The 18,701-nt window shown below is 62.0% G+C and carries 12 protein-coding genes; 4 read left to right on the top strand and 8 right to left on the bottom strand.

Annotated features, from left to right (window positions below):
* The first annotated feature begins 1,343 nt into the window (after nt 1-1,343).
* Genes Q8X48_RS27250 through Q8X48_RS27235 form a run of 4 tightly spaced genes read left to right on the top strand, consistent with a single transcriptional unit; the run spans nt 1,344 to nt 6,476 of the window.
* Nucleotides 1,344-1,820, top strand: a complete 477-nt coding sequence (locus tag Q8X48_RS27250) for a formate dehydrogenase subunit gamma (RefSeq protein WP_056855147.1) — start codon at nt 1,344-1,346, stop codon at nt 1,818-1,820.
* A complete protein-coding gene (locus Q8X48_RS27245) occupies nt 1,820-3,379 on the top strand; it encodes a formate dehydrogenase beta subunit (protein ID WP_095965787.1) in 1,560 nt (519 codons plus the stop codon). The genes Q8X48_RS27250 and Q8X48_RS27245 overlap by 1 nt, the downstream gene beginning before the upstream one ends.
* Nucleotides 3,376-6,258 carry a formate dehydrogenase subunit alpha gene (fdhF, locus tag Q8X48_RS27240; RefSeq protein ID WP_407802256.1) on the top strand — a complete coding sequence of 961 codons (2,883 nt, stop codon included), beginning with the start codon at nt 3,376-3,378 and terminating at the stop codon, nt 6,256-6,258. Before Q8X48_RS27245 ends, fdhF begins: the two co-directional genes overlap by 4 nt.
* The gene (locus tag Q8X48_RS27235) at nt 6,255-6,476 is read left to right on the top strand and encodes a formate dehydrogenase subunit delta (RefSeq protein ID WP_007971952.1); all 222 of its coding nucleotides are present in this window, start codon (nt 6,255-6,257) and stop codon (nt 6,474-6,476) included. The genes fdhF and Q8X48_RS27235 overlap by 4 nt, the downstream gene beginning before the upstream one ends.
* Nucleotides 6,477-6,632: 156 nt before the next feature.
* Here the strand turns inward: Q8X48_RS27235 and Q8X48_RS27230 are convergent, their stop codons facing one another.
* The 8 genes from Q8X48_RS27230 to Q8X48_RS27195 form a co-directional block, all read right to left on the bottom strand.
* Nucleotides 6,633-6,977, bottom strand: a complete 345-nt coding sequence (locus Q8X48_RS27230) for a potassium channel family protein (protein ID WP_126049455.1) — start codon at nt 6,975-6,977, stop codon at nt 6,633-6,635.
* A 284-nt stretch (nt 6,978-7,261) separates the two neighbouring features.
* Nucleotides 7,262-8,905 (bottom strand): fatty acid--CoA ligase, encoded by a 1,644-nt coding sequence (locus Q8X48_RS27225; RefSeq protein WP_407802255.1) that lies wholly within the window; start codon nt 8,903-8,905, stop codon nt 7,262-7,264.
* Nucleotides 8,906-8,928: 23 nt separating this feature from the next.
* Complete coding sequence (locus Q8X48_RS27220) at nt 8,929-10,707, bottom strand: acyl-CoA dehydrogenase C-terminal domain-containing protein (RefSeq protein WP_407802254.1); 1,779 nt, start codon at nt 10,705-10,707, stop codon at nt 8,929-8,931.
* A 6-nt stretch (nt 10,708-10,713) separates the two neighbouring features.
* Nucleotides 10,714-13,233 (bottom strand): efflux RND transporter permease subunit, encoded by a 2,520-nt coding sequence (locus tag Q8X48_RS27215; RefSeq protein ID WP_407802253.1) that lies wholly within the window; start codon nt 13,231-13,233, stop codon nt 10,714-10,716.
* Nucleotides 13,234-13,249: 16 nt separating this feature from the next.
* Complete coding sequence (locus tag Q8X48_RS27210) at nt 13,250-14,341, bottom strand: WD40/YVTN/BNR-like repeat-containing protein (protein WP_407802252.1); 1,092 nt, start codon at nt 14,339-14,341, stop codon at nt 13,250-13,252.
* Between the two features lie 149 nt (nt 14,342-14,490).
* Nucleotides 14,491-15,849, bottom strand: coding sequence for a DUF1329 domain-containing protein (locus tag Q8X48_RS27205; protein ID WP_015093604.1), 1,359 nt, complete (start codon nt 15,847-15,849; stop codon nt 14,491-14,493).
* A gap of 41 nt (nt 15,850-15,890) precedes the next feature.
* The gene (locus tag Q8X48_RS27200) at nt 15,891-17,894 is read right to left on the bottom strand and encodes a DUF1302 domain-containing protein (RefSeq protein ID WP_407802251.1); all 2,004 of its coding nucleotides are present in this window, start codon (nt 17,892-17,894) and stop codon (nt 15,891-15,893) included.
* A 123-nt stretch (nt 17,895-18,017) separates the two neighbouring features.
* Nucleotides 18,018-18,584 (bottom strand): RBBP9/YdeN family alpha/beta hydrolase, encoded by a 567-nt coding sequence (locus Q8X48_RS27195; protein WP_407802250.1) that lies wholly within the window; start codon nt 18,582-18,584, stop codon nt 18,018-18,020.
* Nucleotides 18,585-18,701: the final 117 nt, after the last annotated feature.

The following is an 18,701-nucleotide window of genomic DNA, read 5'->3' as shown; positions in this document are numbered from 1 at the left end:
CTCGCGGAGTAACTTGTGATGCTGATAATCTGTTGACTAGCAGTCTGACTCCACAAGCACCCACACGAATTGCTTGATTCAGTTGTTAAAGAGCGGTTGGTTAAGATCTTTCGTCTCAACCGAGGCGTGCACTCTACAGCAAACCCCTTTAAGTAGCAACCTTAAAAGCTTCTGATTTCAATAATAAAATCAACCACTTAAGCCAAACCCAGCATCAAACTGCTCGTTAGCGGGAGGCAAATACTACAGCATTAAAATACGTGGTCAACCCCTACCTAGAAATTCTTTTCCCTTACCAAAGAGCCCAGGTTGCCACTATGAAAACTTCCAAGGTCTGTACAAAACATCAGAGCAGCAGAGTACCCAGACCACGTCGTCACTAAATCGCTCCTTATTTCGTAGACGCTGACTGACCGCTTTTGGCTGTGGATTGCTGCCTGTCGCGACAGGCTGAAAACGACCCAGGCTGTGTAAAAACGCAGACGCCGTTTTGAAGTCCTCGCTTCTACGTTGAATCTGCAAGCGTCCGTTTAGTTAGCAGACCTGGATTTTGCGTAGGTGCGTGTTTTTCGCGCCGATTTTCATTGCCGCATCTGCCTTAAAATGTTTGTACACAGTCTCGCCCCATAGCTGTCACTCGCCAGCGGCAGCTGTCGACCGATTCTGTTGAAAAAGTCCGAGCGTAGTGGGCGACGCGCCGGAATAGCTTTTGGTTTCAAGCGGCAGGCGTGATGTTGTGAGGGCGGGCTTGGTTGCGGTGGACGGGGTATTCAGTGGGACATGTGGATGCCTTGGGTTTTTCGCGAGCGGGCTCGCTCCTACAGGAGGTGCGGTGAGCTGACAGGCGTTGTTTGGCCCCTGTGGGTTGTGATTTCGGTGCACCTTCAGCATTGATGGTGGTTGGGCTGGCGCTTTCGCGAGCAAGCTCGCTCCCACAGGGTTAGCGGCGTACTTCAGCGCATCTGCTCCGTAGAATCGCCCTGGGTTCTGATGCTTCTTCTCACCTGTAATGCTTGCTATACATCAGCCATCGACAGGCCCTCCGGGCATTAGGCCAGCGTGCAAACGCCCCTTGCCCCACTCATCTAGACTTAATGGATAGTCGTAGGCAGAACCGAGCACGTCGCTTTGGTGCAGGTCGATCAATAGCGGCGTGGCAAGCTGCCTTTTATGCCCAGTTGAGGTGCGGCGAAGACCGTGCCGGGCACAACAAGATGCCCGCTCAGGGTGCCCTGGCCAACGGCCAAATTGCCACGATACCGTGACGTGGTGTGAGTGCCGCAGCCGACACTTTCGGACGACCGACAGCCATCTGGTTTGTCCGTGACCGTGAGGATTGCTGAATGCCTGATGAGATGTTGCACCTGCCTGTGGTCAACAGTTTGCTGGAGCGCCACAAGGGCTCTGCGGGTGCGCTGTTGCCCATTCTTCATGATATTCAGGAGCGTATCGGTTACGTCCCCGATGTCGCCGTCCCCGAGATTGCCCATGCCCTGAACCTGAGCCAGGCCGAGGTTCGTGGGGTGATCAGTTTTTACCATGACTTCCGTACCGCGCCGCCAGCGCGGCATATCCTGCGGCTGTGCCGGGCCGAGTCGTGCAAGAGCCGTGGCGCCGAGCAGTTGGCTGCGCAGTTGCGTGAGCGTCTGCAACTGGATGATCACGGCAGCAGTGCCGATGGCAGCATCAGTTTGCGGCCGGTGTATTGCCTTGGGGCCTGTGCCTGTTCGCCGGCTCTGGAGCTGGATGGCCGGGTGCATGCGCGGCTCAGTGCCGAGCGTCTGGATGCCTTGCTCGACGCTTGCCGGGAGGACGCGTGATGCCAGCTTTCTATGTGTCTGGTGATTCGGTTGCCCGTGCCGTGGGTGCAGAAGATGTTGTGGTAGCCCTTATCACCCATGCCCGGGGACGCGTTGTGCCGCTGGAGATAAAACGCACCAGCTCGCGGGGCCTTTACTGGCTGGAACCACTGCTGGAAGTGGATACGCCGCAGGGCCGTTTCGGCTTCGGTCCGCTGACAGATGCTGATGTGCCGTCTGTGCTCGAAGCGCTCAAAGGCGACCCGTCTTCTCATCCACTGGCCTTGGGCCTGGTGGAAGAATTGCCTTATCTGAAGACTCAACAACGCCTGCTGTTCGCCCGCGCCGGCATTACCCGGCCGCTGTCGCTTGACGACTATCGGGCCCACGGCGGTTTCGAGGGTTTGAAAAGAGCCATCGCCATCGGAGGCGAGCAGACTGCAACTGAAGTATTCGATTCCGGCCTGCGTGGCCGTGGCGGCGCGGCCTTCCCCGCCGGGATCAAATGGCGCACGGTGCGTGCGACCGAAGCGGCGCAAAAGTACATCGTGTGCAACGCCGACGAAGGCGACTCCGGCACTTTTGCCGACCGCATGCTGATGGAAGGCGACCCCTTCCTGCTGATCGAAGGCATGGCCATTGCCGGCCTGTGCGTCGGTGCCACCTATGGCTACATCTATGTGCGCTCGGAATATCCGGATGCCGTGATCATCCTGCGCAACGCGCTGCAGATTGCTCGGAAGAACGGTTACCTGGGCGCCAATGTCGGCGGCAGTGGTCAGGCCTTCGATATGGAAGTGCGTGTCGGTGCTGGTGCTTACATCTGCGGAGAGGAAACCGCGCTGCTGGACTCTCTGGAAGGCAAACGCGGGATCGTGCGCGCCAAGCCGCCAATTCCTGCCTTGAAGGGGCTGTTCGGCCAGCCGACGCTGGTGCACAACGTGCTGACTTTGGCCTCGGTGCCGCAGATTCTGGCCAAGGGTGCGCAGTTCTATCGCGATTACGGCATGGGCCGCTCCCTGGGCACCATGCCCTTCCAATTGGCGGGCAATATTCGTCAGGGCGGGCTGGTGGAACGGGCCTTTGGCCTGACCCTGCGGGAACTGGTGGAAGACTACGGTGGCGGGACTGCCAGTGGCCGGCCGCTGAAGGCTGCGCAGGTGGGCGGCCCGCTCGGCGCCTGGGTGCCGCCGTCGCAGTTCGACACGCCGCTGGATTACGAGGCCTTCGCCGCCATCGGCGCAATGCTCGGTCACGGTGGTGTGGTGGTGGCGGACGACACCCTGGACATGGCCCATATGGCGCGTTTCGCGATGGAGTTCTGCGCCGAGGAATCCTGTGGCAAATGCACGCCGTGCCGCATCGGCTCGACTCGGGGCGTGGAGGTGATCGATCGCCTGCTGGCAGCGCCTGACCAGAACGGTCGCGATGAGCAGGTGATCATCCTCAAGGACCTGTGCGACACCCTGCAATACGGTTCGCTGTGCGCATTGGGCGGCATGGTTTCCTTTCCGGTCGCCAGCGCCCTCAAGCACTTCCCCGCCGACTTCGGCTTGCAGCCCTCGGAGGCCGAGCAATGATCACTCTCTTCGACCCGAACACCGATATCGATCTGGGCACCCCTGCCCGCGAAAGTCAGGTGCAAATCACCCTGAACATCGACGGCCGCAGCATCAGCGTGCCCGAAGGCACCTCGGTGATGCGCGCCGCCGCGCTGCTGGGCACCACCATTCCCAAACTCTGTGCCACCGACAGCCTGGAAGCCTTCGGCTCCTGCCGCATGTGCCTGGTGGAGATCGACGGCATGCGCGGTTATCCGGCGTCCTGCACCACGCCGGTCACTGAAGGCATGACCGTGCACACCCAGACGCCGAAGCTCGCCACCCTGCGGCGCAATGTCATGGAGTTGTACATTTCCGATCACCCGCTGGACTGCCTGACCTGCTCGGCCAACGGCAACTGCGAACTGCAAACCGTGGCCGGTCAGGTCGGCCTGCGGGAGGTGCGTTACGGCTATGAAGGCGACAACCATCTGGCCGATGTGAAGGACACGTCCAACCCCTACTTCGACTACGACCCGAGCAAGTGCATCGTCTGCAACCGCTGCGTGCGCGCCTGCGAAGAAACCCAGGGCACCTTTGCCCTGACCATCACCGGGCGCGGTTTTGAATCCCGGGTGGCGGCCGCCGGTGGGGATAACTTCCTCGATTCGGAATGCGTGTCCTGCGGCGCCTGCGTGCAGGCCTGCCCGACTGCGACCCTGATGGAAAAAAGCGTGGTCGAACTGGGGCAGCCGGAACGCAGCGTGATCACCACCTGTGCCTATTGCGGTGTGGGCTGCTCGTTCCGCGCCGAGATGAAAGGCGACCAGCTGGTGCGCATGGTTCCGGACAAGAACGGCCAGGCCAACCACGGTCACTCCTGCGTCAAGGGGCGCTTTGCCTGGGGCTACGCCACCCACCCGGATCGCATCACCAAGCCGATGATCCGCAAGCACATCAACGACCCGTGGCAGGAAGTCAGCTGGGATGAAGCGGTGACCTACGCCGCCAGCGAATTCCGTCGGTTGCAGCAGAAGTATGGCCGCGACTCCATTGGCGGCATCACCTCCAGCCGCTGCACCAACGAAGAAACCTATCTGGTGCAAAAGCTGGTACGCGCCGCGTTCGGCAACAACAACGTCGACACCTGTGCACGGGTCTGCCACTCGCCGACCGGTTATGGCTTGAAGCAAACCCTGGGCGAGTCCGCCGGCACTCAGAGTTTCGACTCGGTGATGCAGGCCGACGTGATCCTGGTGATGGGCGCCAACCCCAGCGACGCCCACCCGGTGTTCGCCTCCCAGCTCAAACGGCGTCTGCGTGAAGGCGCGCGGCTGATCGTCATCGACCCACGGCGCATTGATCTGGTGGACTCGGTGCACGCCCGCGCCGAATACCATTTGGCCCTGCGCCCGGGCACCAACGTCGCCATGCTCAACGCCTTGGCCCATGTCATCGTCACTGAAGGGTTGCTCAATCAGGCCTTTATCGACGCCCGTTGCGAGGGCGGCGATTTCGCCAGCTGGCGTGAGTTCGTCAGCCGTGCGGAGAACTCGCCGGAAGTGCTGGGCGCCATCTGCGGTGTGCCCGCTGCCGACATCCGCGCCGCCGCGCGCCTGTATGCCACCGGTGGTAACGCGGCGATCTACTACGGCCTCGGCGTCACCGAGCACAGCCAGGGCAGTACGGCAGTCATGGGCATCGCCAACCTCGCGATGTCCACGGGCAACATCGGCCGCGAAGGCGTGGGCGTGAACCCGTTGCGGGGGCAGAACAACGTGCAGGGTTCCTGCGACATGGGGTCTTTCCCTCACGAGTTGCCTGGTTACCGGCACATCTCCAACGAGGTGGTACGGGCGCAGTTCGAACAGGCGTGGAACGTCACCCTGCAACCCGACCCGGGCCTGCGCATTCCCAACATGTTCGAGTCGGCCCTGGCCGGCAGTTTCAAGGGGTTGTATTGCCAGGGTGAGGACATCGCCCAAAGCGATCCGAATACCCAGCACGTCACCGCCGCTTTGTCGGCGATGGAATGCGTGGTGGTGCAGGATATTTTCCTCAACGAAACCGCCAAGTTCGCCCACGTGTTCCTGCCGGGCGCCTCGTTCCTGGAAAAAGACGGCACCTTCACCAACGCCGAACGGCGCATCTCCCGGGTGCGCAAGGTCATGGATCCCCTGGGCGGCAAGGCCGACTGGGAAGGCACCGTGGCCCTGGCCAATGCCCTGGGTTACCCGATGCACTACAAACACCCGTCGGAAATCATGGATGAAATCGCCAGCCTGACGCCGACCTTCACCAACGTCAGCTACGCCGAACTGGATCGCCACGGCAGCCTGCAATGGCCGTGCAACGCCGAGGCACCGGACGGTACGCCGACCATGCACATCGAGGAGTTCGTGCGCGGCAAGGGGCGGTTCATGCTCACCGGCTACGTGCCGACCGAGGAGAAGGTCAACACTCGCTACCCGCTGCTGCTGACCACCGGACGCATCCTCAGCCAGTACAACGTCGGCGCCCAGACCCGGCGTACCGACAACGTCGCCTGGCACGACGAAGACCGCCTGGAGATTCACCCGACCGACGCCGAAAGCCGTGGCATCAACGAAGGTGATTGGGTCGGCATCGGCAGCCGCGCCGGGCAGACTGTGTTGCGTGCGCGGATCACCGAACGGGTCGCCCCGGGCGTGGTGTACACCACTTTCCACTTCCCGGAATCGGGGGCCAACGTGATCACCACCGACAACTCCGACTGGGCTACCAACTGTCCGGAGTACAAGGTCACGGCCGTCGAAGTCAGCCGCGTTTATCACCCTTCGGAGTGGCAAAAACGCTTCCAGGCATTCAGCGAAGAACAGGACCGTTTGCTCAAGGATCGCCGCCACGCCCGTGGCGATAAAGCCGAGGTACGCCGATGAGTACTGACAACCTGATCAAGATGGCCAACCAGATCGCCCAGTACTTTGCCAGCCAGCCGGACCAGCAACAGGCGGTGCTCAGCGTGCGCAATCATCTACAGATGTACTGGGCACCGAGCATGCGCAAGGAATTGCTGGCCTGGCAGACGGAACATAAAGGGGCGGACCTGCACCCGCTGGTGCAGGCGGCGGTGAGTGGGGCGGGTTGGGAGGCTTAGCCTGCTGGCTGCAAAAAAAACTGTGGGAGCGAGCTTGCTCGCGATGAGGGCTTAACATTCAGCATTTTTGCTGGCTGATACACCGCTATCGCGAGCAAGCTCGCTCCCACAGGGGATTTGTGCTGGGGTTGGGATTTGGGCTGGCCAGGCTACACCCTACTCCTCACCCTTCCTCGCGGCTGTCACCGTCACTTCAATCGCCCGGACACTGATCGCCGCAAACGTCGCCGTCATCAGCACCCCATTGAAACCCAGCAGGATCGCCAGTACCCGTGACACGCCCAGTTTGGGCACCAGTTCTCCGTAGCCGATGGTCAGGCCGGTCACGAAGGCGAAGTAGACGCCGTCATAGGGGTTCCACCCTTCCAGGTGGGCGATGATGAGGCCGAACGCAATGATCACTAGCAGCAGTATCGAGAAGATCGGCCACACCACTTTGAAGTAGAACCAGACGGCCTTGTAGAACTCGTGGCGGACGTTTGATGCACGGGTGAGGTTCATGTCGTGGGCTTCCTGGGAATTGACTGATGCACAGCGGTTCAATACCCCGTTCAGCTTGGCACAAGCGCTGAAAACTGCGACCAACGGGGCGTTATCTCTGGCCAGGACTATGACAAAGATGACGCCCCCCGGCTATCCGGAAACCGCCTGCTGCCGGATTCCTGTAGGAGCGAGCTTGCTCGCGATGGTCGTCAACGATAACGCGTGCTTCCTGTTTAAACGCAGCGCTCTCCAGTCCATCGCGAGCAAGCTCGCTCCTACAACAACAGCGCCAGGTTTATCCCTCAGTTCGCTTCCGTTTCCCGGATCAGCTTCTTGTTGATCTTGCCAACACTGGTCTTGGGGATTTCCGCGACGAACTTGAACTGCTTGGGGATCGCCCATTTGTTGATGCGGCCGCCGTCGACGAAGGCTTGCAGGTGCGTCTCGAGGATCTTGCGGTCCAGGTATTGCCCCGGCTCGCACACCACCATGGCCATGGGCCGCTCGCCCCACTGCTCATCGACGATGCCCACTACCGCGACGGACATGACGCCGGGGTGTTCGCTGATCAGGCTTTCCAGTTCCAGGGAGCTGATCCACTCGCCGCCAGTCTTGATCACATCCTTGATGCGGTCCTTGATTTCCACGCCGCCCTGTTTGTCGATCGAGGCCATGTCGCCGGTGTGCAGCCAGCCGTTGTGCCACAGCTCCGCGCCTTTGTCCGGGGCTTTCAGATAGCCCTGGGTCAGCCACGGCGCGCGCACCACGATCTCGCCCAGGGACTCGCCGTCATGGGCCACGTCGTTGCCCTCGGCGTCGATGATCTTCAGGTCGACCATCGGCACCGGCATGCCGGTCTTGATGCGGATCGGCAACTGGGCTTCAGCGGATAGCTGAAGGTCGTCGTCGCGCAGGTAGGTCAGGCACAGCAACGGGCAGGTTTCCGACATGCCGTAGCCGGCGTGCACCACCATGCCCTTGGCGCTGGCTTCACTGGCGATGCCAAGCGTCAGGGCACTGCCGCCGAGGAGCATTTTCCAGCCGTCGAAACGGGTCGCCTTGCCTTGCTCACAGTTGAGGATCATTTGCAGGATGGTCGGCACGCAGTGGGAGAAGGTCACCTTCTCTTCGCGGTACAGCTTGACCAGGCTGTTGGGTTCGTAGCGTCCTGGGTAGACCTGCTTGATGCCCATCAGCGTCGCGACATACGGCACGCCCCACGCATGCACGTGGAACATCGGCGTGATCGGCATGTACACATCGTCGGAACGCAGCAGCGGCTGGCCCTGATAGACGCCCAGGGTGCCGACGGCATTCAGGGTGTGCAGCACCAGTTGCCGATGGCTGAAGTACACGCCTTTCGGGTCGCCGGTGGTGCCGGTGGTGTAGAACAGCGTGGCGACCGAGTTCTCGTCGAAATCCGGGAAGTCGTACTGGTCCGGGGCCAGGGACAGCAACTGCTCGTACTCACCGAGCACCGGCAGCGAGGTCGCGGTCGCCTCGTCATCGGTGAGCTGCAGGTAGCCTTTTACCGTTTCCAGCCGCCCGTGGATCTGTTCGACCAGGGGCAGGAAGTCGTCATGCACCAGCACCAGGTCATCCTCGGCGTGGTTCATGGTGAACAGCACCTGCTCCGGTGACAGGCGAATGTTCACCGTGTGCAGCACCGCGCCGATCATCGGCACGGCGAAGAAGCATTCCAGGTAGCGGTGGCTGTCCCAGTCGAGCAAGGCCACGGTGTCACCGGCCTTGACCCCGGCCGCCGTCAGCGCATTGGCCAGGCGGCGGATGCGCTGGTTGAGCGTCTGATAGCTGTAGCGCAGTTTGTCGGCGTAGACGATTTCCCGGCCCGGCTCGTAACGCACGCCGGACAGCAGCAATTGCTTGATCAGCAAGGGATAGGCATAAGCGCCGTCGGCAGGCGGAATTATTTTTGTTTTCAGCATGGTTGGAGTTCCTTGTCCTTGGATCAGAACTGATCGGCTTTCAGCTCGTAGAGGCAGTCACTACCGGCCTTGACCGATGCGCTCAACGAGTGGATACGCGGCAGCAACCGGGCGAAGTAGAAACGCGCGGTGGCCAGTTTGCTGGTGTAGAAGTCGTCTTCGGCATCGCCGCTGATGACGGCCTTGGCCATGCGTGCCCACATGTAGGCGTAAGCGGTGTAGCCAAACACGTGCAGGTACTCGACCGAGGCCGCGCCGATTTCGTTCGGGTTGTTTTGTGCCCGGTCCAGCAGCCACGCGGTCAGGTCGTCGAGGGTGTCGACGGCGGCGTTCAATGGCTGGGTGAACTCGCCGAGATCAGCGCCAGTGTTGGCGGTGAATTCGCGGATTTCCGAGGCGAACAAACGGTAGAGCGCCCCGCCGCTGCCGACGATCTTGCGCCCGGCCAGGTCCAGGGACTGGATGCCGTTGGTGCCTTCGTAGATCTGGGTGATGCGCACGTCACGCACCAGTTGCTCCTGGCCCCATTCGCGAATGTAGCCGTGGCCGCCGAAGACCTGCTGGCCATGGATGGTGGTTTCCAAGCCCATGTCGGTGAGGAAGGCCTTGGCCACCGGGGTCAACAGCGCTACCAGGTCCTGCGCGCGCTGGCGTGTCGGTGCGTCTTCGCTGTACTTGGCGATGTCCAGTTGCAGGGCCACGTAGCTGGAGAACGCACGGCCGCCTTCGTTCAAGGCTTTCATGGTCAACAGCATGCGGCGCACGTCCGGGTGCACGATGATCGGGTCGGCGGCCTTGTCCTTGCTCTGCGCACCGGTCGGCGCACGGCTTTGCAGACGGTCGCGGGCGTACGCGACGGCGTTCTGGTAGGAACGCTCGCCCTGGGCCAGGCCCTGGATGCCCACACCCAGACGCTCGTAATTCATCATGGTGAACATGGCCGCCAGGCCTTTGTTCGGTGCGTCGACGATCCAGCCGGTGGCGCCATCGAAGTTCATCACGCAGGTGGCGGAGGCCTTGATGCCCATCTTGTGTTCGATGGAGCCGCAGGACAGCGCGTTGTTTTCACCCAGAGAACCGTCGGCGTTGACCAGCACTTTCGGCACCAGGAACAGCGAGATGCCTTTCGGTCCGGCCGGTGCATCCGGCAGGCGCGCCAGCACCAGATGGATGATGTTCTCGGTCAGGTCGTGCTCGCCGCCGGTGATGAAAATCTTGCTGCCGCTGATGGTGTAGCTGCCGTCGACCTGGGGTTCGGCCTTGGTGCGGATCAGGCCCAGGTCGGTACCGGAATGGGCTTCGGTCAGGCACATCGAACCGGTCCAGGTGCCGGCGTACATGTTCGGCAGATAAGCCGCTTTCAGCTCTTCGCTGGCGTGGGCCTTGATCGACAGGCAAGCGCCGGCGGTCAGCATCGGGTACAGGCCGAACGACAGGCTGGCCGAGTTCACCATCTCTTCGACCTGGGCCGAAATGGCCTTGGGCATGCCCATGCCGCCGTACTGCGGATCACCTCCGACACCCACCCAACCGCCTTCGGCGAAGGCTTGATAGGCCTGGGCGAAACCGTCCGGGGCGGTGACCGCGCCGTCGTTCCAGGTGCAACCCTGTTCGTCGCTGGCGCGGTTCAGTGGCGCGATCACTTCGCCGCTGATCTTGCCGGCCTCTTCAAGGATGGCGGCGGCGGTCTCTTCATCGATCACGTCGGCCAGGCCGGGCAATTGTGCCCAGAGCCGGGACACCTGGAAAACCTCGTTGAGTACGAAGCGCATGTCGCGCAGGGGAGCTTTGTAATCAGACATCTTGGCTTACTCGGAAGTGGTCACGGCATGCGGCATGCCAGGACGTTCAGTGGATTCAGTGTTTTCGGCTGCCGAGACAGAACCGGGCTGAGGAGCCCGTTCACGCAGCAGGAAGTAGGACAGGGCCGGAATCAGGATCAGCGCGCCGAGCATGTTCCACAGGAACATGAAGGTCAGCAGGATGCCCATGTCGGCCTGGAACTTGATCGGCGACCAGACCCAGCACACCACGCCGGCGGCGAGGGTGATACCCACCAGCCCAACCACCCGCCCGGTAAAGGACACGGCGTTGCGGTAGGCCTGGGACAACGGCAGGCCCTGGCGCTGGAAGTGCAGTTGCACGCTGAGCAGGTACAGGGCGTAGTCCACGCCGATGCCGACGCCGAGGGCGATCACCGGCAGGGTCGCGACTTTCACGCCGATGCCCATGGCCACCATCAGGGCTTCACAGAGGATCGAGGTCAGCACCAGGGGCAACAGCGCCACCAGCGTGGCCCGCCAGCTGCGGAAGGTGATCAGGCAGAACAGCGTCACCGCCGCGTACACGTACAGCAGCATGGTGCGATTGGCCTCGCGCACCACGATGTTGGTCGCCGCCTCGATACCGGCGCTGCCGGCGGCGAGCAGGAACTGGCGATCCTCGGTGCTGTTTTCCTTGGCGAATTTGTCGGCGATGGCGACCACCGCATCCAGGGTTTCGGCCTTGTGATCCTTGAGGAAAGCGATCACCGGCATCAGCGAACACTCGGTGTTGAACAGCTCCGGGGAGTTGACCGAGGCTTGCTGCGCGGCGTAGTTGAGCACGTCCTGGTTGCGCTGGATGCTGTTGAGCTTGGGGTTGCCTTCGTAGGTGCCGGCGGTGATCTGCCGTACCGCGTTGACCAAGGACGCCGTGGCCTGCACGCCCGGATACTGTTGCAGCTCCCAGGCCAGGCGGTCGGCGAGCACCAGGGTCTTGTAGTTCAGGCAGCCTTCCGGCGCGGTCTTGATCATCACCGCGAACAGGTCGCTGGACAGCGCGTAATGCTGGGTGATGTAGGCGTTGTCGCGGTTGTAGCGCGAGTCGGCGCGCAACTCCGGCGCACCGCTTTCCAGGTCGCCGATCTTCAGGTTGAGGCTGACCACGTAGCCGCCAATGCCCATCAACACCGCGACCAGCACGGCGCCTGTGGCCCACTTGGCGGTGGTGAAACGATCGAGCGCGTCCCACAACCGGCCGAAGCCTTTGTGCTTTTCGGCACGGGTGTCGATTTTCAGCGCGCGCTCGGCGGCCTTGGCGCCAACTCCGACGTAAGACAGTGCCACCGGCATCAGCAACAGCGAAGTGAAGATCAGCACCGCGACGCCGATGCTGGCGGTGATCGCCAGATCCTGGATCACCGGAATGTCGATCAGCATCAGCACCGCAAAGCCCACGGCATCGGCGAGCAATGCGGTGACGCCGGCAATGAACAGACGGCGGAAGGTGTAGCGCGCGGCGATCAGCTTGTGGGTGCCGCGGGCGATGTCCTGCATGATGCCGTTCATCTTCTGTGCCGCATGGGACACGCCGATGGCGAAGATCAAAAACGGCACCAGCACCGAGTACGGATCGATGGCGTAACCGAGCCAGGCGACGATGCCCAGTTGCCAGACCACCGCGACCAGCGAGCAGCCAACTACCAGCAGAGTGCTGCGCACGCAACGGGTGTAGGCGTAGATGATGGCCAGTGAAGTGACCACGGCCAGACCGAAGAACATCATCACCTGGATCAGGCCGTCGATCAGGTCGCCCATGAGTTTGGCGAAGCCGATCACCCGCACCTTGTAATGGCCGGTGCCTTCTACCCCGGATTTGCGCGCAGCGCTGTCGCCGGCGTATTCGATCTTGTCGCGCAACTGCTCTTCGAGCATCTGCGAGAACGCGTGGTAGTTGATGCGCTGGCCACCGGCGGCGGCTTTGTCCATCAGCGGCACGATCAGCATGGTCGACTTGAAGTCGCTGGCCACCAGGCTGCCGACAATGCCGGCGCGGGAAATGTTCTGGCGCAGTTGTTCGATCTGTTCAGGCTGCCCTGAATAGGTGTCGGGCATCACCGGGCCACCCTGGAAACCGTCCTCGGTGACTTCGGTCCAGCGTACCGCCGGGCTCCACAGCGACTTCATCCAGGCGCGGTCGACGCCTTCGGTGAGGAACAGTTGGTCATTGACCTGCTTGAGTACGTCGAGGTATTCGGGATCGAAAATATCGCCCTGGGTGTTCTCGACCACCACGCGCACCGAGTTGCCCAACCCGCGCAGGGAAGCGCGGTTTTCCAGGAAGTTCTGGATGTACGGCTGGCTCTGCGGAATCATCTTTTCGAAGCTGGGACGCAGCTCCAGGCGCGTCGCCGCCATGTAGCCGAGCACCACGGTGGCCAGGGCCATCAGCAGCATGAACAGCGGACGGAAGTTGAACACCAGGCGTTCCAGGCGGTTGCCGGAGCGGTGGTCGAAATCACGCAGATCGCGGATCACCGGCATGGCGTCTTGTTTGATGTTGCCCATGTCTGGGTTCTCGCTCTTAGGGTTCGAGGGCTGGATCGGCGGACAGCGTCCGGGCACCACGGCTTCCCGCCAGCACCAGTGCGCCGTCGGTGGACTGGGCAGCGCCGGCGACCGGCGTCGGTGCCGGTTGCCGCACCAGATGCATCTGCGCGCCCGTCCCCTGGCTGACCAGCATCTGCCCGCCCTGGGTGAACAAGCGATAATTGCCTCGGGCATCGATCAGGCCCGCGGTGATGCTGACGTGCAGGCCGCTGTCCAGCGCAGTCCAGCTCTGGCCGCCATCGGTGCTGCGCAGCACGTTGCCGCGCAGGCCGTAGACCAGCACTTCGCCGGGCTTGCCGAGCACGCCGAAGAAGCTGCCCTGATACGGCGTCGGCACGGCATTGAAGCGCTGGGCGCTGTCGTCCCACTTGAGCAACAGGCCTTGCTCGCCGGCGATGTACAACGCATCGCCAGTGGAGGCGATGGCGTTGAGGTGGAAGCCCTGCGGGTTGTCGGTGCGGTCCTGGAATGGCGTCCAGGTCTGGCCGCCGTCGTCGGTGCGCAGGATCAGGTTGAACACGCCGACCACATAGCCGGTTTTTTCATTGGCGAACCAGACGTCGAGCAGCGGTTTGTCCGCGCCCTGATCCAGTAGTCGTTGGCCTTCCATAGCCAACTGGGGCCATTGCTCGTTGCCCGGCTCGGCCTTGGCCAGCGCCGTGTAATGCTTGATCAGCAATTCGCCGATCTGGCGACCGTCGAGTTGCTTCTTCCAGGTCGCGCCGGCGTCGCTGCTGTGCAACACCACGCCGTCATTGCCCACCGCCCAGCCTTGGGTGGTGGTCGGAAAATTCACCGCAGTGAGGTCGGCACTGGCCGGTACGGCGGCCTGCTGCCAGTGGCTTCCCGAATCATCGGAAAACAGAATATGGCCACGCTGGCCGACGGTAATCACACGCCCGCCGGCGCGGGTCATGCCGGACAACGGGCTGTTGATCGCCAAGGCACTGCCCCTGGCGGGCAGGTCCAGCACATCGACGTAATCGGCCGCCTGGGCGATGCCCTGCGACAGGCCGAGCACAACGCCTAACGCCAAACGCACAATATTATTTTTATACGAACACATGCTGCGTCCTCTTCGGAAAACCGCGTCGTGCAGGTCATGTGGGAGCGAGCCTGCTCGCGATGGACGTTAACGATGACGCGTGCTTTCTGGATGCCCGCGTCGCCCTCTGGTCCATCGCGAGCAGGCTCGCTCCCACAATGGATCGTGGCTTAGCGAATACCGGCGCCGGCCAGGGATTCCGAAGACCATTGGGCCTTGGAGAGCGGCTCGATGTACTTGATGCCGCCGTAAGGGCCGACCACACCGTTGATGTTGTACGAACCACCGACCAGGTCGTAGATCATGAAGGGCGTGGAATCCGGAACCTGCTTGTCATAGCTCTGGCTGAGGAAGGCGAAGGAACCGCGATACAGCTGACCACGGGCGTCATATTGATCCGAGGCCAGAGCGGTCCAGCTGTCTTCGTCGAGGTAGAAGCGGCGCTTGGCGTAGATGTGACGGGCACCGGCCTTGAGGTTGCCTTCGACGACCCACACGCGGTGTTTTTCCCAGCGTACGAAGTCAGGCGACAGGTGATTGGCGGTGGTCAGCGACTTCGGATCCTGGACGTAGGTCAGCTTGTAGGTGTTGTAGGGCACGATCATTTCCTGCTTGCCCACCAGTTTCCAGTCGTAGCGGTCCAGCGCACCGTTGAACACGAACACGTCATCGTAGGTGCCCGCGCCGGCGGTACCCGGGTTAGGCGTGTCGTACGCCAGGCTCGGCGCCAGTTTCACCCGACGCTGACCCGGCAAGTACTGCCAGGCACGACGCGGCTGCTGCAACGGGTTGGCGGCGTCCTTGAGCATGATCGCCTCGCCGGCACGGCGCGCAGGGCCGGTGTACGCCAGCTTCATCTGGTAGTACACGTCGGCGCTGCTGATCGGCTGCGAGAGGTTTTCATAGATCGGGTAGGAGATGTTCGCTTGCCCGGTGGTCGCCAGGCTCGCCACGCCAGCCGAGTCGACGTTCCAGGAGTCGTACTTGGAGCTGATGCTGACGCCCTGGTAGCGCAACAGGAAGTTCCACATCGCTTCATTGCCCGACTGCGGAATCGGGAACGGAATGCCCGGTAGCACGTTGTCGATGGCCAGGCCACCTTCGAGGGACTTGGCGCCGCTGGCGTTCTTCACGCCGTTATCCAGAATGGCCTGGGGCAGCGAAACGGTGCGGTGCGTCGGGAACACGTCGACACGGAACGTCGGGAAACGCTTGGCCAGTTCTACCGTGGTTGCCGTGAGCTGCCCCTTGTATTGATCGACGTTCTTGCCGTCGATCACCAACAGCGGCTTTTCACTGGCAAAAGGATCCGGGCGCATGCTGTCGCCGGCTTTGAAGCTGGCCGGCGCGGTGGTCAGGCCACCGTTGTAGGCGGGGATGGAGCCATCGGCATTCCCGGCTTTTTCAGCCCCTACCTGTGTAAGGCTGGTACCCAGCTTGGCAGCTTCCTGAGTTGAAACAGCAGCCTGTGCCTGGGCGGCAAAGACCATGGCCAGCGAAGCGGCCAACACGGTTTGTACAAATTTCATCTTGTTATTCTCCTGCTTGCATTGAGCAAATCAGTGGTGAATCAGAATGTTGTTTTCATCGTCAGGTACAGGGCGCCACGGTCCTCGGTCGTGGCACCACCGCCGGAGAAGGACGAGTAGCCGCCGGCGTAGCAGGCGTAGTTTTCGTTGCCGCTGAAGGCGTTCGGGGTGGAGCCGTCACCGCCCTTCGAGCCGGTGCTCACGCCGCTGACGTTGCACTTGTCGGTCTGGCCGAAGGAGTCCACGTACTTCAGGTCGATAAAGTATTTGTTGTAGACAATGGCGCCCACGCCCACGGCATAGTTGCCGGTGTCCTTGGCCCCGCCACCGGAGACCGGCGACACGCCGTCGAGACCGACGTTGACGGACATTGGTGCGTTGAGGTCGACACCGGGGAAAACCTGATACCAGGTCGGTGTGAAATTGACTGCCAGACCCCAGTTGTCACGGGTCGGCGCGTCGATGCCGCGATAGCTGTCCTTGCCCTTGTAGAGCGCCTCGTTCTTGCTATCGAGCTTGAGCAGGTTGCTGTAGTACAGCTCGGCCAGCACGGTGGCCTGATCGAACACCGGGGTTTTCGGCAGGGTCATCAGACCGTTGAGCGTCCAGTGCAAGGTGTCGCCTGTGGCGCTCATGCTGTCGCCACGGCTCGGGGTGTCGTAGACCACACCGGTGGCGTCCGTACGTGCAGGCAGCAGACCCAGACCTTGACCCAGGCCCAGCGGGCTGCGGGTACTGACGATCGCCGGGATACTGGCCAGCGGCATATTGTGGCGAACGTTCAGGTCCGAACCGACGCTGATCCCGCCGACATCCTTGGACAGGCTCAGGCCTAGGATCTTGATGTTGTCGGCATAGGCCAGTTGATAGGTGGCGGTGTCCAGCGAATTGAGGGTGTTGATCACCGCCGGGACCTGCCCTGCCGGGCGGGTGCCGTTCGGGTTGGCCGAGGTAATGCCCCTGGCGTCCAGATAGGCTTGCGGCAGGATTTCCGAGGTTTCGCGGTAGTAAACGCCGAGGGTGCCATCCAGCCACGCCGGCGACCACTTGGCCATGACGCCCCAGTCGCCGCTGTCATGCGGTGTCAGGTCCTTGCCGCGACGCACATTGGTCAAGGCGTTGCACGGTGCCAGGCCACAACCCAGCGGGCTGCCCGGTACCACGGCGTTGGTGTTGCCCAACAGGAACGATTGCGCGCCGAAGCCGACCAGGTCGGAACCGCCGTAATAGGTGCCCGCTTCCGGCAGGCGCGCGGCATCCCAATTGAGGAAGTACTGGGCACCCACGGTCAGCTCGGGATTGACGGTGAACGTCATCGACAGCTGGTTACGCGGAACGAACAGTTCCTTGGCTTCGGTACCCGGCGACGCGGCAAGCTTGGCCAGGTCGAGGCCGGACTGGCCATAGCTGACCGAGTGCACCGGGTTGAGAATGGTCTCGCCCCAGAACACGTTGTGTTGACCGGCCTTGGCGCTGAACATCGACTCCTCGCCCACTTCGGTGCTGTAGAACACGAAGGCATCGAGGATTTCGCCCGAAGGACCGCTGTAGTAGCGCTGGGCATAGTTGCTCAGGTGCGGGCTGCCGTTGCCGACGTTGTCACGGGTGACCCCGGCCAGGCGCGGGTCGTTGGCAATCAGGCCCGAACGCGCATCGTTGCCGTTGACGAACGGGTTGGAATTGGAGCCGGTGTTGTCATAGGCCTTGTCGTACCAGCTGGCGGCGCTGACGCGAAAGCCCATGGCGTTCTTGTAGACCACATCCATTTCGGTCAACAGGTCGATACGGTTGGTGATGTTGGTGCCGGCCTTGCGGAAGTTATAGTCGCCGTCGTTGTTGTTCGGCGTTCCCAACATGCGTTTGTCGGCGCTTTCGGTGCGCACGCCATAGTTGTACTTGATGGTGTTATCCACCCGTACGTTCCAGTCCGGATTCCCCGTCTCGATTTCGGCCGCATGGGCCACCGGTACGGTTGCCGCGAGAATGGCCGAGGCCAGCAAGGTGTAGCGTGGAGCGGTGAAGCCGTGACTCTTGTTGTTGTGCATTGCGTTGTCTCCGCCTTTTTGTATTTGTTTTTAGCGCAGCCGCCCTCACGCAAACCTCTTCGTGTTTGCGTTTAAGGAATGAGGGCAAATGCCGGTGGCGTACTGCCAGTCCAGCTCCTTGTACTAGCGGTCCAGCTCCAGGATGAGTGCTTCGGCTTGCGGCCAGTGGCCAAATCCTGCGGCCGGATTGAGGTGACCGACATCGCCCAGGTTGAGCAATTCGGCGCCCCAGCCTTCTGCCATGCGGGTGACCGCAGGCAGCGTGGCAAGGTGATCGTTGGTGCTGCCGGCGACGATGCTGCGAAATGGCAGCGGGCCTTGTGGCAGAGGATTCCAGCCCTGGCTACGCAGGGTTTCGGAAGATGGATAGTTTGCCGGCCAGACCGCATCGAGGTCCGGTGGTGCGGCCAGCAAAGCGCCCTTGATCGGACGGCTGTAATGCGCAGCCCAGTGCGCGACCATCAGTACGCCGGCACTGTGGGCCACCAGAATCACCGGCCCGTCGATCTGCTCGAGTTCGTGCTGGATGGCCCGCACGCGAGCCATGCAATCGAGCTTGTCGGTCTCCAGCGGCGGGACGCTACGCACCTTGCTCAGCCTGGCTTGCAGCAACGTTTGCCAATGTTCGGCCACGTGCTCGCGCAGACCTGGAACGATCAGAACGGTGGCGGCAGTTTGCAGTTTGTCCACGGTGAACACCTTCGCTTTCTCGATAACTCGACTGGCTGTTTGCGCCAGGGGCTTTTTGTAGGCTCGACATTAAAGAGCGCCCACCCGAAGCGCTTTACATTGGACGTCAGGCACTTT

The sequence above is a fragment of the Pseudomonas sp. QLc11A genome (assembly GCF_052112305.1).
Taxonomy (GTDB): domain Bacteria; phylum Pseudomonadota; class Gammaproteobacteria; order Pseudomonadales; family Pseudomonadaceae; genus Aquipseudomonas; species Aquipseudomonas laurylsulfatiphila.
Note: the sequence above shows the minus strand (reverse complement) of the source record. Positions and strands in the feature narration are given on the sequence as shown.